23 protein-coding genes, 1 pseudogene and 1 riboswitch are annotated in these 24,575 nt (G+C 41.0%); of the genes and pseudogenes, 2 read left to right on the forward strand and 22 right to left on the reverse strand.

All coding sequences use genetic code 11. From position 1 onward, the window contains the following. Positions 1-60: 60 nt before the first annotated feature. The 20 genes from HMPREF9088_RS01535 to HMPREF9088_RS01630 all read right to left on the reverse strand — a co-directional run bounded on the left by HMPREF9088_RS01535 (position 61) and on the right by HMPREF9088_RS01630 (position 21,502). The gene (locus HMPREF9088_RS01535; protein WP_007207346.1) at positions 61-696 is read right to left on the reverse strand and encodes a response regulator transcription factor; all 636 of its coding nucleotides are present in this window, start codon (positions 694-696) and stop codon (positions 61-63) included. Continuing rightward, entirely contained in the window at positions 693-1,718 is a 1,026-nt protein-coding gene (locus tag HMPREF9088_RS01540; protein ID WP_007207347.1) for a sensor histidine kinase, read from the reverse strand. Before HMPREF9088_RS01540 ends, HMPREF9088_RS01535 begins: the two co-directional genes overlap by 4 nt. Before the next feature lie 4 nt (positions 1,719-1,722). Beyond that, positions 1,723-2,181 carry a GAF domain-containing protein gene (locus HMPREF9088_RS01545; RefSeq protein ID WP_052607469.1) on the reverse strand — a complete coding sequence of 153 codons (459 nt, stop codon included), beginning with the start codon at positions 2,179-2,181 and terminating at the stop codon, positions 1,723-1,725. Between the two features lie 113 nt (positions 2,182-2,294). Further along, positions 2,295-3,059: a formate/nitrite transporter family protein gene (locus HMPREF9088_RS01550; protein ID WP_007207349.1), complete on the reverse strand. Its 765-nt coding sequence runs from the start codon at positions 3,057-3,059 to the stop codon at positions 2,295-2,297. Between the two features lie 54 nt (positions 3,060-3,113). Then, positions 3,114-4,361: an NAD(P)H-dependent oxidoreductase gene (locus HMPREF9088_RS01555; protein ID WP_040366064.1), complete on the reverse strand. Its 1,248-nt coding sequence runs from the start codon at positions 4,359-4,361 to the stop codon at positions 3,114-3,116. Between the two features lie 77 nt (positions 4,362-4,438). Then, positions 4,439-5,050: an NADPH-dependent FMN reductase gene (locus tag HMPREF9088_RS01560; RefSeq protein ID WP_040366067.1), complete on the reverse strand. Its 612-nt coding sequence runs from the start codon at positions 5,048-5,050 to the stop codon at positions 4,439-4,441. A gap of 53 nt (positions 5,051-5,103) precedes the next feature. Beyond that, entirely contained in the window at positions 5,104-6,081 is a 978-nt protein-coding gene (locus HMPREF9088_RS01565) for an FAD:protein FMN transferase (RefSeq protein WP_007207352.1), read from the reverse strand. A gap of 231 nt (positions 6,082-6,312) precedes the next feature. After that, positions 6,313-7,056: an alpha/beta hydrolase gene (locus tag HMPREF9088_RS01570; protein ID WP_007207353.1), complete on the reverse strand. Its 744-nt coding sequence runs from the start codon at positions 7,054-7,056 to the stop codon at positions 6,313-6,315. Between the two features lie 2 nt (positions 7,057-7,058). Further along, positions 7,059-8,030 carry a LacI family DNA-binding transcriptional regulator gene (locus tag HMPREF9088_RS01575; protein ID WP_007207354.1) on the reverse strand — a complete coding sequence of 324 codons (972 nt, stop codon included), beginning with the start codon at positions 8,028-8,030 and terminating at the stop codon, positions 7,059-7,061. A gap of 18 nt (positions 8,031-8,048) precedes the next feature. Further along, a complete protein-coding gene (locus tag HMPREF9088_RS01580; RefSeq protein WP_007207355.1) occupies positions 8,049-11,354 on the reverse strand; it encodes a GH36-type glycosyl hydrolase domain-containing protein in 3,306 nt (1,101 codons plus the stop codon). Between the two features lie 35 nt (positions 11,355-11,389). Next, complete coding sequence (gene bglX / locus HMPREF9088_RS01585) at positions 11,390-13,540, reverse strand: beta-glucosidase BglX (protein WP_007207356.1); 2,151 nt, start codon at positions 13,538-13,540, stop codon at positions 11,390-11,392. Between the two features lie 22 nt (positions 13,541-13,562). After that, positions 13,563-14,390, reverse strand: coding sequence for a carbohydrate ABC transporter permease (locus tag HMPREF9088_RS01590; protein WP_007207357.1), 828 nt, complete (start codon positions 14,388-14,390; stop codon positions 13,563-13,565). 12 nt (positions 14,391-14,402) lie between these two features. Continuing rightward, positions 14,403-15,287, reverse strand: a complete 885-nt coding sequence (locus HMPREF9088_RS01595; protein WP_040366069.1) for a carbohydrate ABC transporter permease — start codon at positions 15,285-15,287, stop codon at positions 14,403-14,405. 162 nt (positions 15,288-15,449) lie between these two features. Continuing rightward, the gene (locus tag HMPREF9088_RS01600) at positions 15,450-16,697 is read right to left on the reverse strand and encodes a sugar ABC transporter substrate-binding protein (RefSeq protein WP_007207359.1); all 1,248 of its coding nucleotides are present in this window, start codon (positions 16,695-16,697) and stop codon (positions 15,450-15,452) included. A 205-nt stretch (positions 16,698-16,902) separates the two neighbouring features. Further along, positions 16,903-17,427 carry a folate family ECF transporter S component gene (locus HMPREF9088_RS01605; RefSeq protein WP_040366071.1) on the reverse strand — a complete coding sequence of 175 codons (525 nt, stop codon included), beginning with the start codon at positions 17,425-17,427 and terminating at the stop codon, positions 16,903-16,905. A gap of 36 nt (positions 17,428-17,463) precedes the next feature. Then, positions 17,464-17,562, reverse strand: a riboswitch (THF riboswitch). Between the two features lie 56 nt (positions 17,563-17,618). Continuing rightward, positions 17,619-18,485, reverse strand: coding sequence for a DegV family protein (locus HMPREF9088_RS01610; protein WP_007207361.1), 867 nt, complete (start codon positions 18,483-18,485; stop codon positions 17,619-17,621). A 79-nt stretch (positions 18,486-18,564) separates the two neighbouring features. Next, the gene (locus HMPREF9088_RS01615) at positions 18,565-19,149 is read right to left on the reverse strand and encodes a hypothetical protein (protein WP_007207362.1); all 585 of its coding nucleotides are present in this window, start codon (positions 19,147-19,149) and stop codon (positions 18,565-18,567) included. Positions 19,150-19,269: 120 nt separating this feature from the next. After that, positions 19,270-20,157 (reverse strand): 16S rRNA (adenine(1518)-N(6)/adenine(1519)-N(6))-dimethyltransferase RsmA, encoded by an 888-nt coding sequence (gene rsmA, locus HMPREF9088_RS01620; protein WP_007207363.1) that lies wholly within the window; start codon positions 20,155-20,157, stop codon positions 19,270-19,272. After that, the gene (rnmV, locus tag HMPREF9088_RS01625) at positions 20,154-20,729 is read right to left on the reverse strand and encodes a ribonuclease M5 (RefSeq protein WP_007207364.1); all 576 of its coding nucleotides are present in this window, start codon (positions 20,727-20,729) and stop codon (positions 20,154-20,156) included. The genes rsmA and rnmV overlap by 4 nt, the downstream gene beginning before the upstream one ends. Then, positions 20,726-21,502 carry a TatD family hydrolase gene (locus HMPREF9088_RS01630; protein ID WP_007207365.1) on the reverse strand — a complete coding sequence of 259 codons (777 nt, stop codon included), beginning with the start codon at positions 21,500-21,502 and terminating at the stop codon, positions 20,726-20,728. The genes rnmV and HMPREF9088_RS01630 overlap by 4 nt, the downstream gene beginning before the upstream one ends. Before the next feature lie 155 nt (positions 21,503-21,657). Between HMPREF9088_RS01630 and HMPREF9088_RS11375 the strand changes: the two genes are divergently transcribed. Beyond that, positions 21,658-22,245 (forward strand): hypothetical protein, encoded by a 588-nt coding sequence (locus tag HMPREF9088_RS11375; RefSeq protein ID WP_007207366.1) that lies wholly within the window; start codon positions 21,658-21,660, stop codon positions 22,243-22,245. Between the two features lie 88 nt (positions 22,246-22,333). Next, the gene (locus HMPREF9088_RS01640) at positions 22,334-23,209 is read left to right on the forward strand and encodes a metallophosphoesterase (RefSeq protein WP_007207367.1); all 876 of its coding nucleotides are present in this window, start codon (positions 22,334-22,336) and stop codon (positions 23,207-23,209) included. Between the two features lie 120 nt (positions 23,210-23,329). Here HMPREF9088_RS01640 and HMPREF9088_RS01645 read toward each other — a convergent pair. Both HMPREF9088_RS01645 and HMPREF9088_RS01650 read right to left on the reverse strand, forming a co-directional pair. Beyond that, positions 23,330-23,692: pseudogene (locus tag HMPREF9088_RS01645) on the reverse strand (bifunctional acetaldehyde-CoA/alcohol dehydrogenase); the annotation flags it as partial. A gap of 141 nt (positions 23,693-23,833) precedes the next feature. Next, entirely contained in the window at positions 23,834-24,574 is a 741-nt protein-coding gene (locus tag HMPREF9088_RS01650; protein WP_007207369.1) for an epoxyqueuosine reductase QueH, read from the reverse strand. Between the last annotated feature and the right edge of the window lies 1 nt (position 24,575).

Here is a 24,575-nt window from a genome sequence, read left to right on the forward strand (position 1 = left end):
AAAAAACCTGTCTCTCTGCCAGTTCACACTGGTGTGAGACAGGAGCTTGCTGTTAGATTGCTAAAACTCAATCAAATGATGCTTTACACAATATCTTAATAATTCTGGATAATGATTGATTGCTAGTTTTTTACGGATGTTCGTTTTATGTACCTCAATCGTTTTGACAGACAAAAATAGTTGGCTTGCAATCTCTTTATTGCTATAACCTAGTGCAATTAAAGGCAAGAGTTCTTTTTCCCTTTTTGTTAGTGTTTCATAGCATTGATCTTCATCATCAGAATGAGGCAAATGTGAAAGATCTGCCTCATTGATCCCGGTATAATACCTACCTCCATTCATTACGGTTCGTAAGGCTTGTATTAATTGTTCATTGGGTTCACTTTTCACGACAAAACCTTCAATCCCATAACTGATCGCTTCTTCCATGTATTGTCGTTCATCATACATTGTCAACATCACAATTTTTATTTTGGGGTAAGCTTCTTTCATTCGTTTGGCTGTATACAAGCCATTTTCACCTGGGGGCATACTTATATCTAGTAAAACGATATCCACACTCTGCGCCTCTAACTTTATAAAGGCTTCGGCACCATCCGCTGCTTCGGCGACAACACACATATCTTCTTGCGCATTTAGTACCTGTGATAAGCCATTTCTGACAATCATGTGATCATCTGCAATAAGTATTTTCACTGAGTCTCCTCCATTCTCACCAGACGTAACGTCACCGTCGTACCCACTTGATAAGCAGCATGAATCGATATGTCTGCCCCAATCGCCATTGCCCGTTCCTGCATATTCCAAAGTCCTAGACCATGTTTTTGTGTTGAGGTATCGAAGCCTTTTCCACTATCTTTTACTTGAATTGTACACAAATTATTTTCAAAAACAAATGATACTGTCGCTTGATTCACTTCCGCATATTTTAATGAATTGGTGACTGCCTCCTGGATGATGCGATAGATGTGACTTGCTGTTCGCTTTGGAATGGAGAATGGCATTCCTTGTACCTCAACATTTAATTTAAAGCCTGCCAATTGTTTTAATTGGTCTGCTAAATGAAAAATCGCCTGCAATAAACCCAGATCCTCTAGAGCAGCGGGATATAATTCGGCCGCTAACGTCCGAATTTCCTGTAATAATTCTACAAAGCTGACATCTAACTGTTGACTGTCAGTAGTCTTTTCTAATTGATATTTTTTCATTATCCGGCGTGATTCTAACATAAGACTATACATACTCTGAGCCAATCCATCATGTAAATCGCGAGCAATGCGTTGTCGTTCGACTTCTTGTGCTTCATTTAAGTAGCCGAGCATCAGACGTTCCTGTTGAACTTGTTGTGTTGTTTGCCAACTACGGATTTCTACATACTGGTAGAAAGTATTTGTCGTCGGATCGGGTATTGTTGTAAGTTTTCCCCAAAAAGAAGCCAGTTGTCCTTGTTTGTTCTTAAGTTGAAATGGAATGGCTTCTGGATTGAGATGTCCGTCAATCGGGCAGTCCTGACAGACATCCTGTAAAGCATGTAATGAGCACCCTTTCCCAGTCAAAATATCATGAATCTTTTTAAGTGGAATGGTATAATCTTCTGCTAATTTTTCGGCTCCATTAGATAGGAGGAGAATCTTATTATTTGCATCTAATAGCCAAATTATCGCTTCGGTTGACTGTAATCCTCGTTTATATAGTTCACCCATTTCTTCGCTCATCATAAAGTCACCTTCCTGCCACCCATTTTTCCACTCCGTTGTATTCAATTGATTGTTCCAGCTGCTCCATAAAAGGTAATAACCGACTTGAAGTCTCACTATTTCCTATTCGATTGCCTATTAACAAAACCGCTTTTACTTGCCGATTAATCAATAGAGGATAAGCAATAACTTCGTCCAATTTTTCAAGACGTGCAATTGGATAATCCATTAATCGTCTAGGTTGGCTTTGGATGTTTTTTTCGTACATAGGTCTTCCCGTTCGCCATACTAGACCCGCAATACCGTGACCAATTCGCAAGCAGATTTTTTGATAGTCTTCGCCTAAATTCCCTGAAACGACTACCCAACGAATCTCTTTTGGTTCACCTGGTCTGGCGACATTTTGGGCAATTCCGATAAAATCTACTTGTGTTTTTATTTTCATCTGCTCAAGTAGTGCCTGAAGTTCTCGTTGCTTTAACATAAGATTCACCGCCATTTTTCTGCATTTTCTTTACATTATAAATCACAATGATGGAAAGCAAAAGCTAGAGTACGAGCTTCACCTCATACTCTAGCTTACATGCTAACTATCACTTATTCCAATTTTTGAGCCATCTTGACATAAGGATAAGCAACAAATAAAATCCCACCAATCATATTGCCTAAGGTTACCCAAAATAAATTATAAAACCACCCACTAATTGTGATAGCTGAACTTGTCGAATCCAATAAGCCCGCTGTTAGGACCGTCATATTGGCAACACTATGTTCAAAACCAGTTGTGAAAAAAGCGAGCAAGCACCAAAAGATCATAATCAATTTCCCTGCTTCACTTTTGCATTGAAAGCCTGACCAAATAGCTAAACATACGAGCATATTGCAAAGAATCCCCCGAAGAACTAAGGGAACAATCCCTAAGCTCATTTTTGTCACAGTCGCTGCTGCTAGCACTTGCGCAACTGCTCCAGTCTGTAAGCCACTATAATGAAAGCCGATTGCAAGAAGAATGGCTCCCACCGCATTTCCAAGCCAGCACCATAACCAGAGTTTGGAAGCAGCTCTCCACGTAACCGAACGACGAAGTAAGCCAACTCCTAAAACAAAATTATTGCCCGTAAATAACTCGGCCCCTGCAATAACAACCAGACTCAGCGCAATACCAAACACCGATCCCATTGCTAGTTTGCTACTGTTGCTTTCTTTCAATAGTCCACCAACCGTAAAGGACAACAAGATACCAAAGCCAATGAATGCCCCAGCTAAGATTGAAGCTAGGAAGAACCCCCAAAAATTTTGGGTGATAAACGCTATTTTTTTCTTGCCAGCTAATTCCACTGCTTGTATCTGATCCACATACACGAAACATGCCTCCCAATTAACCTTTTCACTCGTTTGCTTTTGGTGCTTCGTTTTTTAGTCTGATACGGAGGCACTTGAAACAGCATCAGCTCCGGCTGGTGACGCACTAGGTGTCGCATCATGGGTTGACGCACTGGAGACAGCATCGGCTCCAGTTGCTGTCACTGCATTAGGTATCATACCAGCGACACTATTTGCCACAAGTGTTTGTTTGGTTTCTTTTAAGTAAAAATCAACGATTGGTTTAAAATCAAGTATATATTCATTTACACCCATATATTTTCCATCGTGGTCATACATTGCTTGATAATTATGGACGACAAATTTTTCTGCAGAGTGCTTCTTAATATGAATTTGAACCAAATCCATATTTCCTGATCGTAATTGTTGAATGACATATTCTACATTTTTCAGTGCTTTTGGTGGGTGACATTCTGATAAAGGATTCCCAACTTGCCCTGGTAAACGACCTGCCAACATTTCCGCTTTTTCTTTTGTATAGTTATAGTAAATAAATTGATTATTCTCATCGGCATATGTTAGTTCCATTGGCATTGATTCCAAGAAAGCATTTAGTTGATTGACTGTTAATAGTCCACGATTCAACTTCACGTATTGGTCACCTTCCGCTGCACCGACTTGTTTGGCTGCCTGCTCAACCCAATCATCAGCCGTCATATCGATGCCAGGAATGGTTGTTTTGGTTCCTCTTTTGGCGTGTAAATCTTCAGGTGGAAAACTAGGTTTGGGACCGCTTAAAACAGATACAGCTTGCATATAGGTTAAAAATTTCTTAATGGTACTATCTAAGAAATCAATTGTTCCTTGATTTCTTAATTCTCCTTGATTATCAAATGCTTCTTTGACTTTTCCTAATAAAAATTCATTTCCCGGAAAAACAAAAGCATTTACCCCTGGCGCATCTAAAATTTGACGTAAATGTAGTTGTGCTCTAGAAGATCCTTGATCGTGGTAGGAAGCCCCGACAATCATCACAGGTTTCTTTTCTAATGGATGAACTTTGTAAGAAAGCCATTCAAGCGCACTCTTTAAACCGGCTGGAACAGTATGATTATGTTCAGGTGTTGCGATAATAACTCCATCGGCAAAGCCAATTTTTTGCACCCATTCTTGCATGATTGGAGAATCAGTAGCATCTTTGCTTTGATTAAACATCGGCAACTCGTTCACTTCTACTAATTCCATATGGAACGTGCTTCGATAATGACGTTGAATATATTGCAAGAGCAGCCGATTATATGATTGTTCGGCACAAGAGCCGACGATTCCAATTAGTTTCATGTGATTTTTCTCCTTTATTATCTTAATTCGTTGTGTCATTCAAAGTGAGCAGCTAGTTTCGCATTACATCTCACAATTTAGTTTAATTTGTCCCAATTAAAGCGGGCTGCTTTTTTCTTATGATCTTCTCGATTCAAGTGCATCTGTTGTGTAATTGAAACAAATGTTAAGAAATCATCAAATAATTCATCTAAACGTGCAAGGTCGTCCGAATGAATCAAATTTCCTTCTTGATCAAAGGCTTGGAGCGAATGAGCTAACAAATAATCAGAGCTAGGCATAATACGTGCCTTTAATTCAGGTGAATCTAAGATTTGCCGTAATTGTGCCTGAGCCCGAGATGAACCCAATGTACCATAGGATGCACCCGTAATCATGACTGGTTGATCGACAAATGGGAATACGCCATAAGATAACCAGTGAAGAGCATTGACCAAAACGGCGGGTACTGCATGATCGTACTCCGGTGTGCTAATGATAATGCCATCTGCTTGGTCAATTTTGGTAGCTAATTCAGTTGCTCTTGCTGGTATTTTCTTATCACTGGGTTTATTAAACATCGGTAGGTCACCAATTTCAAGAAGTTCAATTTTGGCGTCTTTTTTAAAATGTTTTTGCATAAACTGTAATAATGTCCGATTTGTTGATTGTTCTGAATTCGTTCCTACAATTCCAATAAAGTTATACATTTTTTTCATCCTTTCTTCACTTGTTCTTCTGCATTTAACAAAAATGTTCCCTCTCAATTGATTGCGCTTTGTGCACACTTTGCTCCACTTGACAGCCAAACTTGACCATTTTGCTTAACAATCACTCCTTCCAAATTTTTTTGTTGCATAATCTGTTGGATTTTTTCGGCACGATAGCCAAAGAGACGGGTAGTCCAAATTTCCCCCATAAGGGATTGTTTCGTTACAATCGTCAAACTATCAATATCCGTTTCAACAGGATACCCTGTTCGACTATCAAAAATATGGGTATAGCGATGGCCAGCAAGTGTCAAGACTCGTTCGTAAATGCCTGAGGTTACCACAGAACCTTCTGAACAGTTCAGAATGGTTAGGCATTCCTCTCGCTTTCCTTTTGGATCACGGATTCCAATTTTCCAAAGGCCATCTGCATGTAATGGGCAAGGACCAAACACAACGACATTGCCACCTAAATTTATTAACCCCGCTTTTACTTGTTTTCTTTTTAGTTCGGAAACCAAACAGTCGGCAATGTATCCTTTTGCCAATGCTCCCAAATCAATTCTCATGCCCTTTTTTCTTAAAAAAACGCTTTGTTGTGCCGCATTCAATTCAATTGCTAAAGGATCAATTAAGGACAACGCTCGCGTAATTTGTTCTTTTGATGGTACATGGGCATCTTGAAACCCTATCCGCCACGTCTGAATCAACGGGCCAATCGCGATATTTAATAAATCAGGTGCTGCTATACTTTGTTCCTTACCTATTTGAATAAGCTCAAATAGTTCTGGGTGAACTTTGACAGCAGTTTGTCCAGCTGCTCGATTGATAGCCATTAGTTCGGAATGGTCATCATTGGCACTAAATCGTTGTTCATATTCTTTTAGTTTCTTTTCCAACCAACCGAGGATAGCTTTCGGTTCTTTGCAATAAACAGTTAAGGTAATAACCGTTCCCATTCCTTTGACACTGCGACTTTCTAGTTTGTTTTGACTCGTTGTTGAAACAGAAGGAATTTTTTGCTCAGACATTCACGACACAGCCTTTCTTTGCTCCCAAATCTTATCTGGTTGCTTACTAACGACAGCTAGATAATGATTTTATTCACAAGTTAAGAATAGAACGCTTCTTGCAACAATTCAATTGGGTTTCACCAAGTTCGTAAAATATAGTGAATTCCCTTAGATACAAAAAGCATGCAACGAACAATTTTTCTTGTTCATTGCATACTTGTCAGTTTATTTTTCTCTTAAGGGTGGGGATTACTCGTTAAGCAATCGAAAAAACTGTCGTAATACTTCTTGAATCGTTGCATCCCAGTATTCCCAAGTATGGTCTCCTGGGCCTTCTTGGTAGACATAGTTTTCCAATGCTTGTTGTGCTTGATTTCGAAACATTTGGTTTTCTGTGTAAAGAAAGTCTTCCGTTCCACAATATTGGAAAAAGGCGGTTTGATTGCAAGTTTGTCTGTCTAACAAGAATAGCAAATCATTGTTACTCTGCTTGAGAGCTGTCTTCGTACCAAAAATTAATGAAAATTCATGGTCTCTTTGAGCATCTTTTTCCCATAACGATACCACATCCAGTGCGCCTGATAATGAAGCCACTGCCCGAAATTCATTTGGTTTTCGTAGCGCCCATTTAAAGGCGCCATACCCGCCCATGGATAGGCCAGCTAAAAAATGTTGATTCGCCTCTGTTTTTAATTGAAACCATTGGTGCATTTTATTGGGAAGCTCTTCCGTAAGAAAGGTCCAGTAACGGTCACCATAAACCATATCCGTGTAATAACTCAATTCAACTTGAGGCATGACAATGCAAAATGGGTACTGGCTAGCGTAGCGCTCAAGAGAGGTGGCATTTAGCCAAGAATTGCAATCATCTGACTTCCCATGAAGAAGATAGAGCACAGGCATCTTTGCTTGTTTTTCGTCTGGCAAATAGACAGTAACCGCTGTTCCTTTGCCTAATACTTCGGAGCGAAAATTCATCCGACTGATAGCCATCACTATCCCTCTTTTCCTAAAAATGAATCTCGACGGACAAAGGTGGTATAAATTAATTCCGATTCGGTTGGCTCATCCTGAAGTAATTGAACCACTTTTTTGGCTGCTAACATGCCCCAACGGTGTTTTGAATAGGAAATAGTGGCTAATGGTGGGCGCAAATACTTGCCAATTTCGATATTATCAAAACCGATGATGGACACATCTTTGCCAATTTTTAGATTGGTCCCTTTAAAATATTTATACAATCCAACGGCCATTTCATCGTTAAATGAGAAAATGTGGATTGGGAATTGCGGTTGTTGTTTCATAATTTTTTCACCAGCCTCATATCCTGATGATTCTGTAAAGTTCCCAGCAATAATTTCATAAGGAATCGTGTATAGGTTCAATTCTTTTTCACTTGTAACCAACCTTTTTTGACTATCATAGCCTTTGGTTGGACCGGAAATAAGGTACAGCTTTTCTGGGCGCAACTTGGCAAATTGTTCGATTGCCAAACTGGTCCCACCCGCATTATCTAATAAGACTTTCCGAATATTGGCGTGTTCAATTTCGCGATCGAGCACAACGAGCTTATGCCCACGATGGGCAAATTGTAAAATTTGCTCACTATCAAATGTCCAATCGAGAACAATCGCGCCATCGACCATTTTTTCGGGAATAAATAGTTGTGACTTTTTGCCACTACAGACAATCATCTCATAGCCGTGAAATTCAAGACCGCGTTTGATGCCATCTAACAGTTCTCCATAAAAGCTCCCTGCATAATCCGTCAAATAAACACCAATAATATTGGTTTGTTGCCGTTTTAAGGTACGAGCAGCCATGTTGGGTACGTAGTTCATTTCCTCAGCTAGCTTCATAATTTTTGCGCGTGTTTCATCCGTGATTTTGGGATTGCCATTTAATGCATAGGATACGGTTGAAATCGATACTCCTGCTGCTTTGGCAATGTCTTTAATTCCTACCATGGCTTCTCCTTTCCTTTTTTATTGACTATACACATCAATCCGACTTCCCTCATGAAGTCTTGAATGAACTGCATTTGCTTGGATGACTAATCCACCTGGGCGGTACCGGTTGGCTTCTTCCTCAAATGGTAACTCAACGCCATCCAGACATACTTTCCGTTCTGTTTGATTTAAGTGGAAGACAATTTCAACTGGTGTTTTGTTCAATTGAAATGCACAGCTTAATCCATCGAGTTCATCTGGTAAGACCGGATCAAATACATATCGATCATGGAAGGCCCGAATTCCTAAAATAGCCGAAATCAATTGATTGACATAAATTCCGGGTCCGCTTGAATAAATACGCCAACCTCCCTTAACATTAACTGCCCCTGTTTTCAATTTATCAAATTGCTCTTGGGCAGCATAACGAGTGGGGAAATCACCATCTGAACTGCTAAAATAGGCATTTGCTTGGCGTAACGATGCATTCGGCACACGCGTCTGCAATTGAATAGGGTTGATGGTATTGAGTGCTTTCCATGTCTCATTCTTTTCACCAATCTTAGCCATGGCTTCTGAAAAACGAATGTGTGCATGGACATATTGCAATCCAATTTCACGACCGAAGTTTGCAGCTTGTTCGGCCCGTTTGAAATGCACGCTAACCCCACCTTGGTAATGTGCGGGGCGATTCATTAAACGTACGCCATCTGGAAAGAACAATTGTTTTTTGATAATAGCCAAATGTTCTTGCATTTGTTCTGGTGAAAGTAATTCGGCAATCATACTTCGCGTCATTGGCAACAGGCGATAATGAATCCCTGTTTTCTGATCGGTAGGATGAATCATCCACTCGACTTTTTCAGGTGAATCCATGTAAACGAATCCTGGCAACGTTCCAGCACTTAGCATGTACTTATTGAAATCAGCTTGGATTTTTTGCGCAAGCGTCAGTAGTTCAGTTGCGAAGGATTGATCTGTTGGTTTCAACAAGTTTCCTAATTTATTGATTACTTGATACGTTAAGGCAACTGTCCATGTGCTAGCCATATTCTTTTTCAGGCGACTATCATAGGGTTGCAACGTGTCATCCCAATCGCCATCGCCGTAACAAGATAGATACGTTCCTTTTAGAAAATGGGTCTGGATATAGTGGATTTCTTTTTTTAGGTGTTCAAACAAAGTCGCTGTTTGGGTTGTTTTTGCAAAAGTTTTGCGGTCCGTATAAGGTATCTTTTTCTTAAGTATACTAAAGTTTCCAGATTTTTCCAGATAATCTGTGACCACTTTCATTGGCCAGACAATCACATCGCCGTGACTTTCATCAGCTTTTTGTTTTTCGTAGCCATCAAACATAAACCATTGTGGCCAATTGCCGTCATCTTCAAATTGATTTTCAAAAATATGGGTGATAATTGATTCAACGACATCGTATTGGTTCATTGCCAAGAAAAATTCGGTTGGGCCTTGTGATACGTCACGGGTTCCCCATGCGGCTCCCCCATATTGCTCTAGTCCATGTGGAGACAAGTAATGAACAAGCATATTGTGCGTATACCAGCGAATTAATTGGTTCATACTCGTAACATCCACCTGAGGATGTGTTAAATGAAACTGGTTGGTTAACGTATCAAATGCTTCTCCAAAAGCTTGCTCTTCCTCATTAATCGTCAGGCTTTCTGTCAATAGCAATGATTCTGATGAATGCAAGCGACCTTTAATTGACAGAGCCAACTGACTTTGATTTTCTACCACAAAGGTCGTTAAAAATGGTTGCTCCGCTAGACAGCCAAATAACGATTCATTCGTTAATCGAAAGGGTTTGTCTAGGGTGAGTTGATAGGTTAACTCCGGATAAATTGCGTAAATTGCTGATTCTTCTGTAGGTGTCAGCGTTACTTTCTGACCGTTTACATGCTGATTATAGGTTGGGTGTTCATCGTCAGCATTCATTAAAAATTGGTTAGTCACTGCGAAATTATAGCGTTTGCCTTGTTCGGAATGAATGGTGGTGATAATTTCATGGCTATCTCGCCGACTATAGGTCGTTACAATCAAACAGTCATCTGCCAATTGATAATACCAAGTTCCAGAGTTTAAGCCCATTTCAAATGCAGATGGCATGGTCAACAATGACCATTTTTCTTGTTCTTGCAGATAGATTCGTTGACCCGATTGTTTCAATACATTTAGCGCGTTGCGACTATTTGAGAGCAATTTATTCATGGATGTATTGCCTAAAACAATTTGGGAATTAAAAATCCCATACATATAAAGGGTGGTGCTCATCACAGGATGTGCAACTTCCAGATCTAATCCTCCTAAAAGAATATGGCCAGTTGCCCGTTCCATCTCGCATTCTTTGGCTTGCACCACTACATGGCGATTGTTTTTGGTGAAGAATGAATAGGTGGTATTCCCCACTTTTTCCACTTGTTCTTGTTCTGGGAATCGTTCACACAACTCCTGTTCGGTAAACGGACGTCCGACAATTGGTGCACCTAGTGTATGAACCATTGTTAATTGAGCTATTTGGGCGGTTTCTTTTTTCTCATTCGCCGATGCGTAATCTTGTGCTACATGCGTCAACGATGCAATTGGTTGCGTCACTGCAGTCGGATGATTGGCAATTGCTACACCATAGAAGACCACTGTTTGATTTTCAGCAGTTGCTTTGATTGCTTTGGTTTGCAACGCAATATAGGCAAATTCATATTGATAGACTTCGTTTGGAAGAATTTCCTGTTGCAGAGCTTCTGGTTTATTCGTTTTTTTGTAAGTTTTCCCAAAAAATTGATACCCATCTGTCGCATAACCAACGAGCGGAGCAAAGCTTCCTAACTCAACCACTGGAAACTGATTGTTTTGTGGTTGATTTTGACGTGAGGTAATCGTGATATGCTCATCTTCCTTGGTTACAAAATGATCAACATATTGGGAAACGTAGGCTTCATTCGCTTTAACAGCTCCTACTAGCGCATTGCCCAAATCATGCCCAGCGAAAAGGGTTACTTCTTCCCCATTTCCTGAAAATTCGACGGTCCAATACCATTGATTTTCTTCTCCCAATTGGAACGTTACTTGATAAGTTACTCCGGCGAATATACCTGACCAAACACATCGATCGATAAATCGATGAAACACGCTATTGGCTGTACTACCAATTAGTGGTGCAACAGCTGTTTGATGGGTCGTTTTCACTCGTAAATATAGTTGCGTGATGCTGCCATCAAGGGGATTCCCATGGAGTTGATTTACCATGATGGCACCATTTGTCAGTTGATAAAGTTCCCCGGTTTCTAAAAATGAAGCCGTTAGTTGCTTAGAATGTAATGTAATCATAGTTGTTTGGCAAACCTTCTTTCGAAATAGTTTCTTTATACGAGTTGAAATGTAGTATTTACTCCCGTCGCACTGTTAGGCCCAATCCATAATTCGAATTCACCTGGATCACTGCCCCATTGCTGATTCGGATGCACATAGCGTAACAACGCTTCGGTCACTTCAAATGAAACGGTTTTCGTCTCATGTGCTTGCAATTGAATTTGTTTAAAGCCTTTTAGTTCTTTGATTGGGCGTGCGACCATTGCCACAACATCCCGAAGATACAATTGGACTGTTTCTGTCCGTTCATAGGTAGATTCATTGACAACATCTATAGATGCCCGAAGTGATTGGCCCGCGCTTAGCTCGGTACTAGACAATTGCAGCTTTTGATAACGAACCGTACCGTAGCTTAATCCATATCCAAATGGATACCGCGCATAGTTAGATGTATCTAAATATTTGGAGACATATTTTTCATCTGGGTTTGATTCATAGGGACGACCAGTATTTTCCACATTGTAATAAATCGGTACTTGCCCGACTGTTGTTGGAAATGACATGCTTAAACGCGCAGATGGGTTCACTGCTCCCCAAAGGATATCGGCTAAGGCTTGGCCCCCTTCTGTTCCAGGAAACCACGCTTCAACAATGGCATCAGCCGCCTGAATCGCTTCTAAATCTAACGGTCTTCCATTGTACAATGTCACCACAAGTTTTTTGGCCACCGATCGAATGGCATCAAAGAGCTGTAGTTGACCTTCTGGCAGGCGAATGTCACTGCGACTTGCTGCTTCGCCACTCATCCATTCTGCTTCACCTAATGCCAAAATCACCACATCAACGCTTCGAGCGATGTGTGTTGCTTCTTCAAGTGCCACTTCACTTGGTTGGAAATAGTCACATGGTTCTTTGGCAATATGCAATTGTTTGCTATAATGACGCGCACCTACTGTAAGCGAAGTAGCTTCTGCTTGTCTTCCTTGCCAAGACCACGCTCCTAGAATGTCTTGCGAAGAAGCGGCCGGACCGACGATGCCGATCGTCAACTCTGGTTTTAATGGCAATACTTCTTGCTCATTTTTCAACAATACAATGGATTGTTGCGCGACTTCACGAGCAGCCTGACGATGTTCTTTTGACAGCACATGTTGCGCTTCTAGCTCTTCATTCGCTCCTCTGAAGGGATGTTCAAATAGGCCTAATTCATTTTTCAATGTCAAAATACGTAAGACCGCCTCGTCTAACTGTGCTTCCTTAATCTTTCCTTCAGCAATCAATTCTGCTAAATAATGACTATAACAAGTGGTCATCATTTCGATATCAACGGTTGCATTCATCGCCAATTGTGCCGCTTCTTTTTCATTAGCAGCCACCCCATGTGGAATCATTTCCTTCACAGCACCCCAATCAGAAATAACTACCCCATCAAATCCAAATTCGTTACGCAAAACTTGTTTAGACAACCATTCATTTCCTGTGGCTGGAATCCCATCCACTGTATTGAAAGAAGTCATGACTAGTTTTGCTCCAGCTTCTAAGGCAGCCTTATAACCAGGTAAATATTGATCACGTAGTTGGCGCTCAGACATATTCACCGTATTGTAATCCCGACCGGCAATTGCCGCACCGTAAGCTGCAAAATGTTTGACACAAGCCGCAACACGGAAGAAATCATTGGCTAAATCTGTTCCTTGATAACCTTTGACAAACGCCTCTGCAAAGCGGGCATTTAAAAAGGCATCTTCTCCTGTTGACTCCATCACACGTCCCCAGCGAGGATCGCGTACTAGATCTACCATGGGTGAAAACGTCACATGTAAGCCAGAGACCGCTGCTTCTTTCGCTGAAACACTTGCCATTCTTTCGGCCGCTGCTAAGCTCCAACTACTTCCAAGTGCCAATGGAATTGGAAAAATGGTTCGAAAACCATGAATAATGTCGGCCATCAGAAGGGTGGGAATGCCCAGACGATTTTTTTTCATATAATTGGTTTGAACTCGAATGGCTTCTTTCGCTCCAGAAACGCCTAGCGTTGTTCCTGCCTGATTCACCGTGGTGTCTGAAATCGCCAAATCCGCCATGGGACCCGTTTTAGCCTCAGCTTTTTCTGAATAGAAATCGGCAGCCAATTGTAACAATTGATCGACTTTTTCTTCTAACGTCATTTGACGCAATAGTTCGTTTAGTTTTTCTGCTTCCATTCCTTCACTCTTTTCTTCGCACTTATTTGATTCCTGAAACGTTGAAACCTTGTAAAATATATTTTTGGAAAATCATGAAAATAATCAAGATTGGCACGACCATAAATGTTGCTCCTGCCATTTGAAGGGAGTAATCTGTCCCATGTTGGCCTTGTAATAATTGGAGACCTACCGACAAGGTGTAATACTTTTCATCATTGGCGATAATTAATGGCCATAGGAACGAATTCCAGCCGCCGATAAAGGTCAGAATACCCTGAACGGCCAAAATTGGTCGCGTCAACGGTAGCACAATTCGAAAGAAAATATACCATTCATTCGCACCATCTAAGCGAGCGGCTTCCAACAATTCATCCGAAATCGTGCTCATAAATTGACGAAAAAGAAATATACCAAACGCACCCGCTAAGCCCGGTAACACAATTCCCATCAAGGTATTGGTTAAACCGACACTGTTTAAAATCAAATACACTGGAATCATCGTCACTTGACCAGGAATCATCATAGTGGCTAAGACAAGTAAAAATAAGCCATGTTTCCCTTTAAAATCATATTTTGAAAAACCATAACCTGCCATTGCATTTAAAAATAGACCCAAAAAGGAAAACAGCGTAACAATCAAGGTATTTTTTAAATAGATGCCAAAATTTAGCCGTTCGAATAATTCTTTAAAGTTATTCAAGGTTGGATTTTTAGGTAGCAACGTCGGCACCATTTGACTAATTTCCGCATTGGTCTTCAAGGAAGAAAAAATCATCCATAAGAACGGAAAAAAAGTTAAAATTCCTAAGACAGCTAGCATCACTCCGATAAATACTTTAAAACTCATCTGTGATTTTTGATAACTCATGTTGTATCCTCCTTACATTCCACTGTCTTTTTGACGTGTTTGTAGCTTCATTTGAATGCTTGTCACTATGATAATAGCGATAAACAGGACGAATGATCCCGCTGCAGCGTAACCAAATTTACTATATTGGAAACCATTTTGATAGATGAATAAAGCAACTGAGAGCGTACTATCTAATGGTCCACCTTTCGTCATAACAAAAGGTTCTTCGAAAAATTGGAACCAACCGATTAACGTGGTCACTGTCACGAAAAAGATCGAAAAGCGTAACAATGGAATCGTGATTCGTGTAATTTGGTACCATTTATTGGCTCCATCTATTTCAGCCGCTTCATAATAAACTTTTGGAATTCCCTGGATAGCTGCTAAAAAAATCAACATATTCAAGCCAATTGCTTTCCAAACAGCAATAATGATGAGGGAAATTTTAGCTGTTCCTGCATCGGTCAGCCAGAGAATTGGGCCAATATTTAAATAGGATAGCAGGTGATTCAACAACCCAATTGTTGGATTGTATAAATACATCCAGACCACTGCAATGGCTACAGTATTGGTAATGGATGGGCTATAAAAGACCAAACGCATAAATTGAAAGAATTTATTTTCGCCAAAATTAATCATGATTGCCAAAGCCAATGAGATAAGAATAACTAGAGGTACGCCAATCACAACGTAGTACCCTGTATTAAAAATTGCTTGACCAAATGTTTTGTCACTAAAAATATTTATGTAATTTTCCAGACCGACGAATTTGATTCGTGAATAATCCGCCAACCCTGCTAGACTCATATCAGTAAAACTAATGATTAATGCAAGAAAAATAGGGATGATTGAAAAAATCAATAATAAAATCACGGCTGGCGCAATGAAAAAATAAGGTGCTTTGGTTTTTTTCATGGGTTGTTCCTCCTCCATATGGGTAACAAACAAAGAAACGTTCGCTTTTTCAAATAAGATGCAAACATAACGATCCGAACAACCAACCATTGACTTGCAATGATTGATTGTTCGGAATAATTATTGCCAATGCATCGCTTGCAAACTGTCAAGCTTCATTTTTTATTTTTTCAAAAGTGTTTCGGTTTCGGTATTTAATTCATCCATTGCTTTTTGGACATCTTTTCCATTCGAAACAATTTGTTCCCATTGTTTTAAATAGTTTTGGGCAATTTCATCCCATTGTTTTAAAGCAGGAACTGGTTGCGAATTTTCCAATTGTTTTCCGAATACTGAAATCATTTTGTTGCTTGTAAACGTATCATTTTTCCAAGCATCTTTGTTCGTTGGTAATGAGTTGGTACTTTCGAAGAATTTGGTTTGATTATCTGGTTTTGATAAAAACTCAATCAATTTAACTGCATCATCTTGTTTCTTCGAACTACTAAAGACAGCTAAGTTTGCTCCACCGGTAATAGAAGTGTTTCCATCTTTTCCTGAAGGTAATTCCGCTACATTCCATTTTCCATCAATATCAGGCGCAGCATCTTTGATTGAATTAATCATCCAAGGTCCACTAATAAACATTGGAACAATCCCTTCACCACCAAAACTTTGACCAATATCCAAGCCTAAGTTGGTGCTTGGTGCAGAACCATCTTTAATCATGCTATCAAGGTATTTGACTGCATCCACCATTGCGGGTTTATTGAATAGGGGTTCATTCTTTTTGCTAAAGAGTTCTGAACCATTTTGACGAGCAAACATAAATCCAAAAGTCGGTTCGGCAGCATCAACGTTAAATCCATATTTTCCTTCCCCACGTGCGGCTAGTTTTTTCGCTGCATCAGCTAGTTCTTCCCATGTCTTAGGAGCTTCATTGTAACCAACCGATTTCAATAAATCAGAACGATAGTATAGTGCCCGCGTTTCGGTATACCATGGCACAGCATAGTACTTACCATCAAATTCAGTAGTGGCCACAGAACCATCAAAGAAATTACTTGTCTTTAACACATCGTTGTCTTTGATTTTGTCTGAAAGATCCACTAATGCCCCAGCATCGACAAATTCACTCATATAAGATGTCCCCATTTGTACCACGTCAGGACCACTTTTTGAGGCAACTGCTGTTAATAATTTGTCTCTTGATGAACTCCATGGAATACTTTGAATTTTTACTTTAATTCCTGTCTCTTTTGTAAAATCATCAATGATTGGCTTAATCCCTTGATCGCCATCGCCCATGTACCAAAACGTCAATTCTTTGCTTTCACTGTCGCTTTTTGAATTGTTTCCACAAGCCGCTAACACACCCAACGAAAACAAGGCACTCGCACCCAATAAGGCAATTTTTTTACTAAACTTCATTCTTATGTTCCTCCCTAATTTTAGTGAAACGTTTCTACAAAAAGAAGTATAACGCGTATACATAGAAAAAGCAAACGGTTTCTTTTAGTTTTTTTCATTTTTTGTTCTATTAATCAATAGAAACGTTTTTCTTAATGCACTTTTTTGCGAAAATAAAGCACCCTTTCCTGCGGATGTAACAGGAGAGGATGCATGTTTTTAGGATTTATACTGATACGCGTTTGATGAGTTTCTGCAAGGGTACCATGCGACCGACCATGTAGTTTAAGATGGCTTGGATTGGCAACATAATGACTGTTTTGATCAGTCTTGGTGCCCAAATCACCCAACTAAAAAGTGGTTGGTTGTACATCATGGATAACCAGATTGGTGTTAAAATGAGGCTGATTACTATCGTTGTTGCTAAGGCGCAACCAATGGCATTTTTCCAAGAAATTTCTTTTTTGTAGAAGAAATAACCGTAGATTAGCCCACCAATAAATGCATTAATGGTGAAACCAAAAAAGAAAGCCGCTTTTGGAAATAGCGCCATCCCCAGAAAATCAGCCAATACGCACCCAATGCCTGCCCATAATGGACCGAACAGCATGCCCATGATAATCGTGGGCACAAATGAAAAGGATAAACGTAGGTACTGTGTTTCAATCCCTAACACTTGGGAAAGGACCACTTGCAGAGCTACTAATAGCCCCATCGTGGCAATCATGCGCGTGGTTATTTTTTGTTTCATACGAAGCATCTCCTTTAAGAGTTGCTACATCAAATATGCAGCGAATGCGAAAATAAAACCGCGGAAGCGAATTCCTTCGTCCAGAAAGCAACATCCCATCTTTCCAGCACTTGACGCTTTATTTTCTACTCTGATTTTATTTGTGGGAAACCCACGGGCTCACTATACCACAGTACACTTGTTGATACAACTTATCTTGCTGTCTTGCCCATCGAAAATAACGCAATGCAGCCATAGCCAGTATGACTGGCTATCGTCGGACCAAGTGGAAAGTGCTCAACAGGGGTATCTGGTAAGCGTTGGGCGAGTTGCTCGAGTACATAGCTCACACTCTCTTCATCGCCACTGTGCGCCAAATAGAGTTGATTCAAAATAGTAAGGTCAAACTCTTTTTCTGTCGCATCAAGAATCGTCTTCAGAGCTTTCATGCGACCACGCGCCTTACCGATTGTCTGTAATTTTCCTTCTGTATCGACGTGGATAATCGGTTTAATATTTAACAATCCGCCAATTGCGGCTGCTGTCTTAGAGATACGACCACCACGTTCCAAATGACCCAAATCATCAACGGTAACCCAAGAACGGACATGCTCCTTGTACGTTTCAAGCCAAGCCACCACCTCTTGAAGTGAGTGATTGGCTTGCTGCATGGCGGCTGCTTGAATGACAAGCAGCCCCTCACCTAAACTTGCGCCTTTTGTATCCACACAATAAATCTCGGCATGCGGATAGTCTTCCTTCACAATCTCGACTGCTTGCAAAGCACTGCTAAACGATCCACTCAAGCCGGAAGAAAAAGCAACATAAAGCAGTGGTATTTGTTGTTGTGCATAAGGTTTAAAATAAGAGAGATACTGTCCAACATTGATTTGTGAAGTTGTTGGCTGTTTGTTTTCCTTTAAGCACTCTAAAAACCATTGGTAATCAAAGGTCTGTCCTAAGTCATCATCATATTGCTTGCCATCTAGGTCTAATGTCATCGGAATATATGCTACATTGAGTTTGTTTAATACGTCAGCTGGCACATCGCAGCACGCATCGGTAATTAGTTGATACATATTATTTCTCCTCTTGTTACTCCATTTTCTTTAGTATACCAAAAAAACAGGAGAAACGTCTGAGGCGACTAGCTATGCCTTAGTCATGATAAGTCGTTGGTTGCTTGAGTTGGGCTTTTTGAAAGACGGGAATGGCGACTCCCTTGCTAATAGTGGTCACCACAAGTAATGCCAGGTTGTAATCGACAAAACTATGAATCACGCCTCCGACACCCATCAATCCAAATAAGAAGACATAGAAATTTCCATCCACTGTCGTTCCAGCGGCATTGCCAGTCGCAAAAAAGAGCCATACGACAGATATCTCAATCAATGTATGAATCAAGGCAATGACCAGATTATAGACTTGAAAAGCTCCTTTGTGTAGCACAATTTCCGGATGCTTCTTTAAATACACCGCCCCTAAAACGGCAAAGACCAGATGCGACAATGCTCTCATCGCAATAATAAATGGTGTCGTCATTAAAAACCCAAATGCGGTACCGATCGCAACGGCTACAGCCATCCCTGGTGAAAAAAACATCGCAATCATTAGTGGCACATGGCTAGCAAGTGTAAAAGAAGCTGGACCAATGACAATCTTTGGCATTACCATCGGAATAAGAATCCCCATGGCAATAAGTAGTGCAGATATGGTAAGTTGACGTACTTTCGTTGTTTTCATGCTCGTTTCCCCTTAATGTGTCAAGACACGTTTGATACTTGTATTGTAGTGGGAATATCGTGAGGTGTCAAGACACATTAAAAAAGAAAGAATCAATTGCTTGATTCTTTCCAATTCTTTCTATTTTTTATTCGCTTCCATCACATTACTCAAACGAGCGAACTCCTCTAAGCTAAGCGTTTCTCCACGGCGGATAGGATCAATCTCCGCCTCTTTAAGACTTTGTTGCAGCCAAGCTTTGGTCGCTTCGTCTTTCCCGTAGTAACTTTGCAAATTATTCCAAAATGTTTTGCGTCGTTGCAAAAAGGCCGCTTTGGTTAAGCCAAAGAAGGCTTTTTCATTGATCACATCGACAGCAGGCTGTGGGCGTCTAGTGAGCTTTAGAATTGCTGAGTCGACGTTCGGCTGTGGCACGAATACAGTCTTCGGTACAATAAATGCTACACTTGCTTCCATATAGTACTGCACCGCAATCGACAAAGAGCCGTATGCTTTGGTGCCTGGTTTGGCTGAAATGCGGTCAGCCACTTCTTTTTGCATCATTACAATCATTTCAGCAATTTCTACTTTTGAATCCAAAAAGTGCATCATAATCGGAGTCGTAATGTAATAAGGTAAGTTCGCTACGACTTTTACCGGTCGACCATCATTGGTAAATTGCTCTTGTAAGACGTGATCAATCCGTGCTTGTAAAATGTCTTGATGAATCACTGATACATTATCATATGGCGACAACGTGTCTGCTAAGACTGGTAATAAGCGATCATCTATCTCAAAGGCCACGACCTGATGTGCTGCTCGTGCCAAATATTCCGTCAGTGCGCCAATTCCAGGGCCGACTTCGATGACGTTGGTGTCTTGGTCAATATCCCCAGCTGCGACAATGTTTCGTAAAATATTTGGGTCTGTCAAAAAGTTTTGACCTAGACTCTTTTTAAACGTAAAGCCATGCTTGGCTAAGATTTCTCTGGTTCTTGATGGTGTTGCGATGTCTCGTTGTTCTTTCAACTGTTTTCCTCCACTTGTTTCATTGCGTCAGCCAATGTTTGCTCATCAATACGAAACATTGCTAGGCGCTTCTCTAATTGTTTGCCATTTGTATACCCAATTCTCAGCTCATCGCCTAAGACTTCGCGGCGATGCTTCGCCTGTGGTCCTGCCAATAGTCCATAACGCATCAAGACTTGGCGGTCTATTGGTTGGTAGTCATCTTCTGTTAGGACTGGGGTCACTACTTTATGAAGCGCAGCTAAGATGGCTTCATCACTTGCATGCTCCACCCCTAAACTCATCCCCTTGCGCTTGGGCACAGCTTGCGCACGTGGCAAGAAAGCATGCTTGGCATCCGGTATGTCCGCCATGATGGTTTTACGAATCTTCTCTCCTGAATAATCAGGATCTGTAAAGACGATCACGCCACGAGTCTCCTGTGCGTGAGCAATCCGAGCAAGAATATCCTCATTGATTGCTGAGCCAATCGTCTCAATGGTATCAACATCAAGTACTTCTTGCAATCGTCTCGTATCATCCTTGCCTTCCACGACAACTATTTCGGCGATACGTTCTTTCTTTTGGCTCATGCAAATGCTCCAATCCGAAACAATCGATGAGCATTTTCTGTCGTTTGTGCTGCGACTTGTTCGACGGTCATTTCGCGTAATTCAGCAATTTTTTCGACTACGTAGCGCGTGTAGCCAGGTTCATTGCGCTTGCCTCGATATGGAACGGGTGCTAAATAAGGTGCATCCGTTTCGACCAGTAGTCGATCGAGTGGCACGATTTGAGCAGCTGCTTGGACAGCGGTTGCTTTTTTAAATGTCACCACGCCACTAAAGGAAAGATGCATACCCAATGCCAAAAATCTCTCCGCCCACGTAGCATCGCCACTAAAGCTATGCATAATACCGCCTCGTACAGGTACGCCTTCCTCTTTTAGAATCCGATAGGTGTCCTCCATCGCGTCACGGGTATGAATGCTAATGGGTAAGTTAACTTCTTTTGCTAACGCTACTTGACGGCGAAAGACGGCTTCTTGCACTTCCTTAGGGTCTTCCATCCAATAATAATCTAAGCCAATCTCACCTAACCCGACAACTTTGGGGCCAGTCAGCTTCTCACGCAAGTCTTGCTCGATTTCATTTGTATAGGAGCCGGCTTCAGTCGGATGCCAGCCGATAATACTATAGATATGGTCATATTGTTGGCTTAATGCGAGTGATTTGGCTATCGTCGGAGTGTCAAACCCCACCACCGCCATCTCGGTGACACCTAAATCAGTGGCACGCGCGATTGTCTCAGGTATATCTGCTTGAAATTGTTCTGCATTTAAATGAGTGTGTGTATCAAAAATCATGTGTGGCTCTCCTCCTCATCTTCATGCTTACAATAGCATATTTTCCAAGTGAACGGGAACGATTCACTCAAAACTTTTGAAAATTTCCGTCTTGCGTCCGAGTTCAATTGTCGCTTCACAGCGTATACTAATGGTAACTTGAAAGGAGACTTGCTATGTTGCATTCACTATCCTCAATTTTGCGTACACCTAAAAACCCATCTGAAAGCCAACAGTCTTGGAGTCACTGGGTCTTGATTGCTCTTTTCGGCGTGCTATGTTTTGTCCCAATTTCAGGCAAATTATTGTTTATTCTCGGCTTTGTCTTATTAGCCGCTTTTATTAAAGGCCCTTTGATGATTGTCGTCAGTGCCATCTTTGCGTTTTTGATTAGCTTGATTCCTCCGCTAGCATGGGTGCTTTCCCTATTTTTTGTCATCAATGAGCTTTTCTTTTTAGCTCGTAACTGGCGGTTTGGTCTAATTGCCGGATTCTTTTTCACCTATCCCTTTTTGCGTCTTTTAATTGAGCGAGCCTTACCTTATCCTCCACTATGGGAAAAATTCGGAACGATTATAATCGGTATTCTGTTCTTTTATAGTCTACTGGTCTGGTTCTATCGTAAAAATCCAAATAGTCATGCCCTAGTTTGGTCCATTGTGTCACTTCCATTTGATTGCTTGGTACGCTTTTTCCCTCGATTCAGCCGCTCAAGTCAAGTCGCAAAACGTGCTAGTAAAAAATCGTATCATTTCAAAAAATAACTCGTTTATTTTTTTGAAGTGCGTGATTGCTTTTTCCGAAAAATTCTACTATGCTAAGAGCAGAAACTAAGTAAAGGATGCCTGGCTGATGTATTTACTCTATGCATGTGTGATAATTTCCCTGCTTCTATTGATTTACATGGTCATCATTGAGCCAGGAAGATTGACTGCTACACACTATTTTATTCGTAAAAGTAAAAAAACTGTATTAGATGTCTCTGATGCAGTGGATTTGTACCAAGGAAAGACGAGCTTGACACTGGCCCAATTGAGTGACTTGCATTTTTCCAGCTGGTACGCTCCTCGTCGTCTGAATCGCATCATTAAAGAATTTTTGAAAACAAAGCCTGATATGGTCATTTTTACTGGGGACTTAATTGACGACTACGGAAAATGGCCACACAAAAAAACGGCAGCTTTAGTCGAAAAACTACAAAAAATCCCCGCACCCATGGGGAAGATCGCCATCCTAGGAAACCATGACTACCATCATAATGGCCAGTATTTCGTCAAAGAAGTATTAAAAAAAGCCGGTTTTACCGTTTTGACAAACGAACAACTCTTTTTCTCAACGGAACAAATCTCACTAACCATTGTCGGTCTTGATGATGATTTATATGGTCATCCTGCTTACGACTTTGAAGATACTCTTGCAGAATGGCATTTGCTTTTGACTCATGAACCTGACAGCATTGAAAAAATCCCCGCCATTCATCGCTTTGATTTGGTCTTATCGGGGCACAGTCATGGTGGCCAAATTCGCTTGCCTTTTTATCGGAAGACAACTACCGGTGCACTGAAATACACACACGGCCTATACCTTGTGACGGATCAGACCTTGCTTTCAGTCAATACCGGAATTGGGATGACTGCTCTCCCTGCGCGCTTAGGCGTTGCACCAGAGATTACCTACTACCATCTAGAAAAAGAACAAAAAGCTGCCACATTAGTAAAGAAAAAGTAGTGTGACAACAGAAATGAACTATCACGACAAAAAGCCATAAAAGTCAAAAGTTTGAGAAATAACTTCTGGTTTTTATGGTCTTTTTGCTTGTCGCTGACTATTTCTATCTCAGCGTCTTTTTTAGAATTGATCAATTAATAGCTGACGAATTTCTGCCAATGCCGGCTGGCGTGGATTCGCTGGTGTACATCGATCGTTATAAACCAAGTGATCCAAGGCGCGCGCGATGTCTGCGTAGTCTTTTTACGCACGGTATACTTCATAACGCGGATACGGGTTACGCTTCACTTTACCTGAAGCTGCGTTAAACCGAGTGACATGTTGCATCGCAATTGTAATCACCAACCCATGTGGCAATCCAAACTCCCCACCTGTTTTGTGTGCCAATGAGTGATTGATGCCTAAGAATGCATTTGAGAAGGCCATGCCCCCTAATGTTGCGGCATAGTGCATATTCGTACGTGCTCGCTCGCTTTGATTCGTGATGGCCACTGGCTGGTCAAACATCACGAAAATGACCCAAGCGCTCGGATAAGGGAACACTTGAAACGCTAGCCAAACTATAATAGCAAAGCCACAATACTCCCTACTACCTACAAGATGACTTTCGCGAATAGCTGCATGCTAGCCCTCCTTTTCTTTCGTCTGGTGGCGCTTAACAAATGCACTCGCCTCTTTTTGTATTTCTTTTAAGTCGACACCTTGTTGTTGTGCTGCAAACAGACAGCCACAATAACATTGTCGGTAGATATCGTATTCTTTACACATTTCAACCGATCGTTTGTAGCCATTATTTTTTTTGAAATCACTCGGCAAATAACTCGTATCGAAAAATTCTTGAATATCAATCCCGATTTGATTAATGAGTTGACTGTTCTTTTTCGGTGAAAGAGTCAACGCTGAACCAAAATAATCGTATCCTTCTTCGGCTGCTTTTTTTGCTACTATATCCAGTCGCATTTGAAAGCATGCCGTACAGCGTTTGCCGCCTTCTGGTTCTTGCGTGAGTTCTTTTTCTTTGACCATTTGAATAAAGACATTTGGCTCATACGGTGCGGCTAAAAATCGTACTTGGTTGCCAGTTTTTTGATTAAAGGCTGTGATGAATTCCTCTTGAACAATTTTGCGGCGCTCGTACTCAGCACGAGGATGGATATTACTGTTGGCAAAATAGATGGTAATATCGGCAATATCAGCCAAGTATTCTAGCGTATACGTACTACACGGCGCACAACAACTATGCAACAAAATAGTTGGCCGTCGCTTTTCATCTTGCCATTTTTGCATCATTTTTTGCAGCACGCGATCATAGTTTACTTTTTGATTGGGGTTCATGGTCGCCAATACTTCTAACACATTAATCATC

Origin of the sequence: Enterococcus italicus DSM 15952 (genome assembly GCF_000185365.1) — a bacterium.
GTDB lineage: Bacteria > Bacillota > Bacilli > Lactobacillales > Enterococcaceae > Enterococcus_G > Enterococcus_G italicus.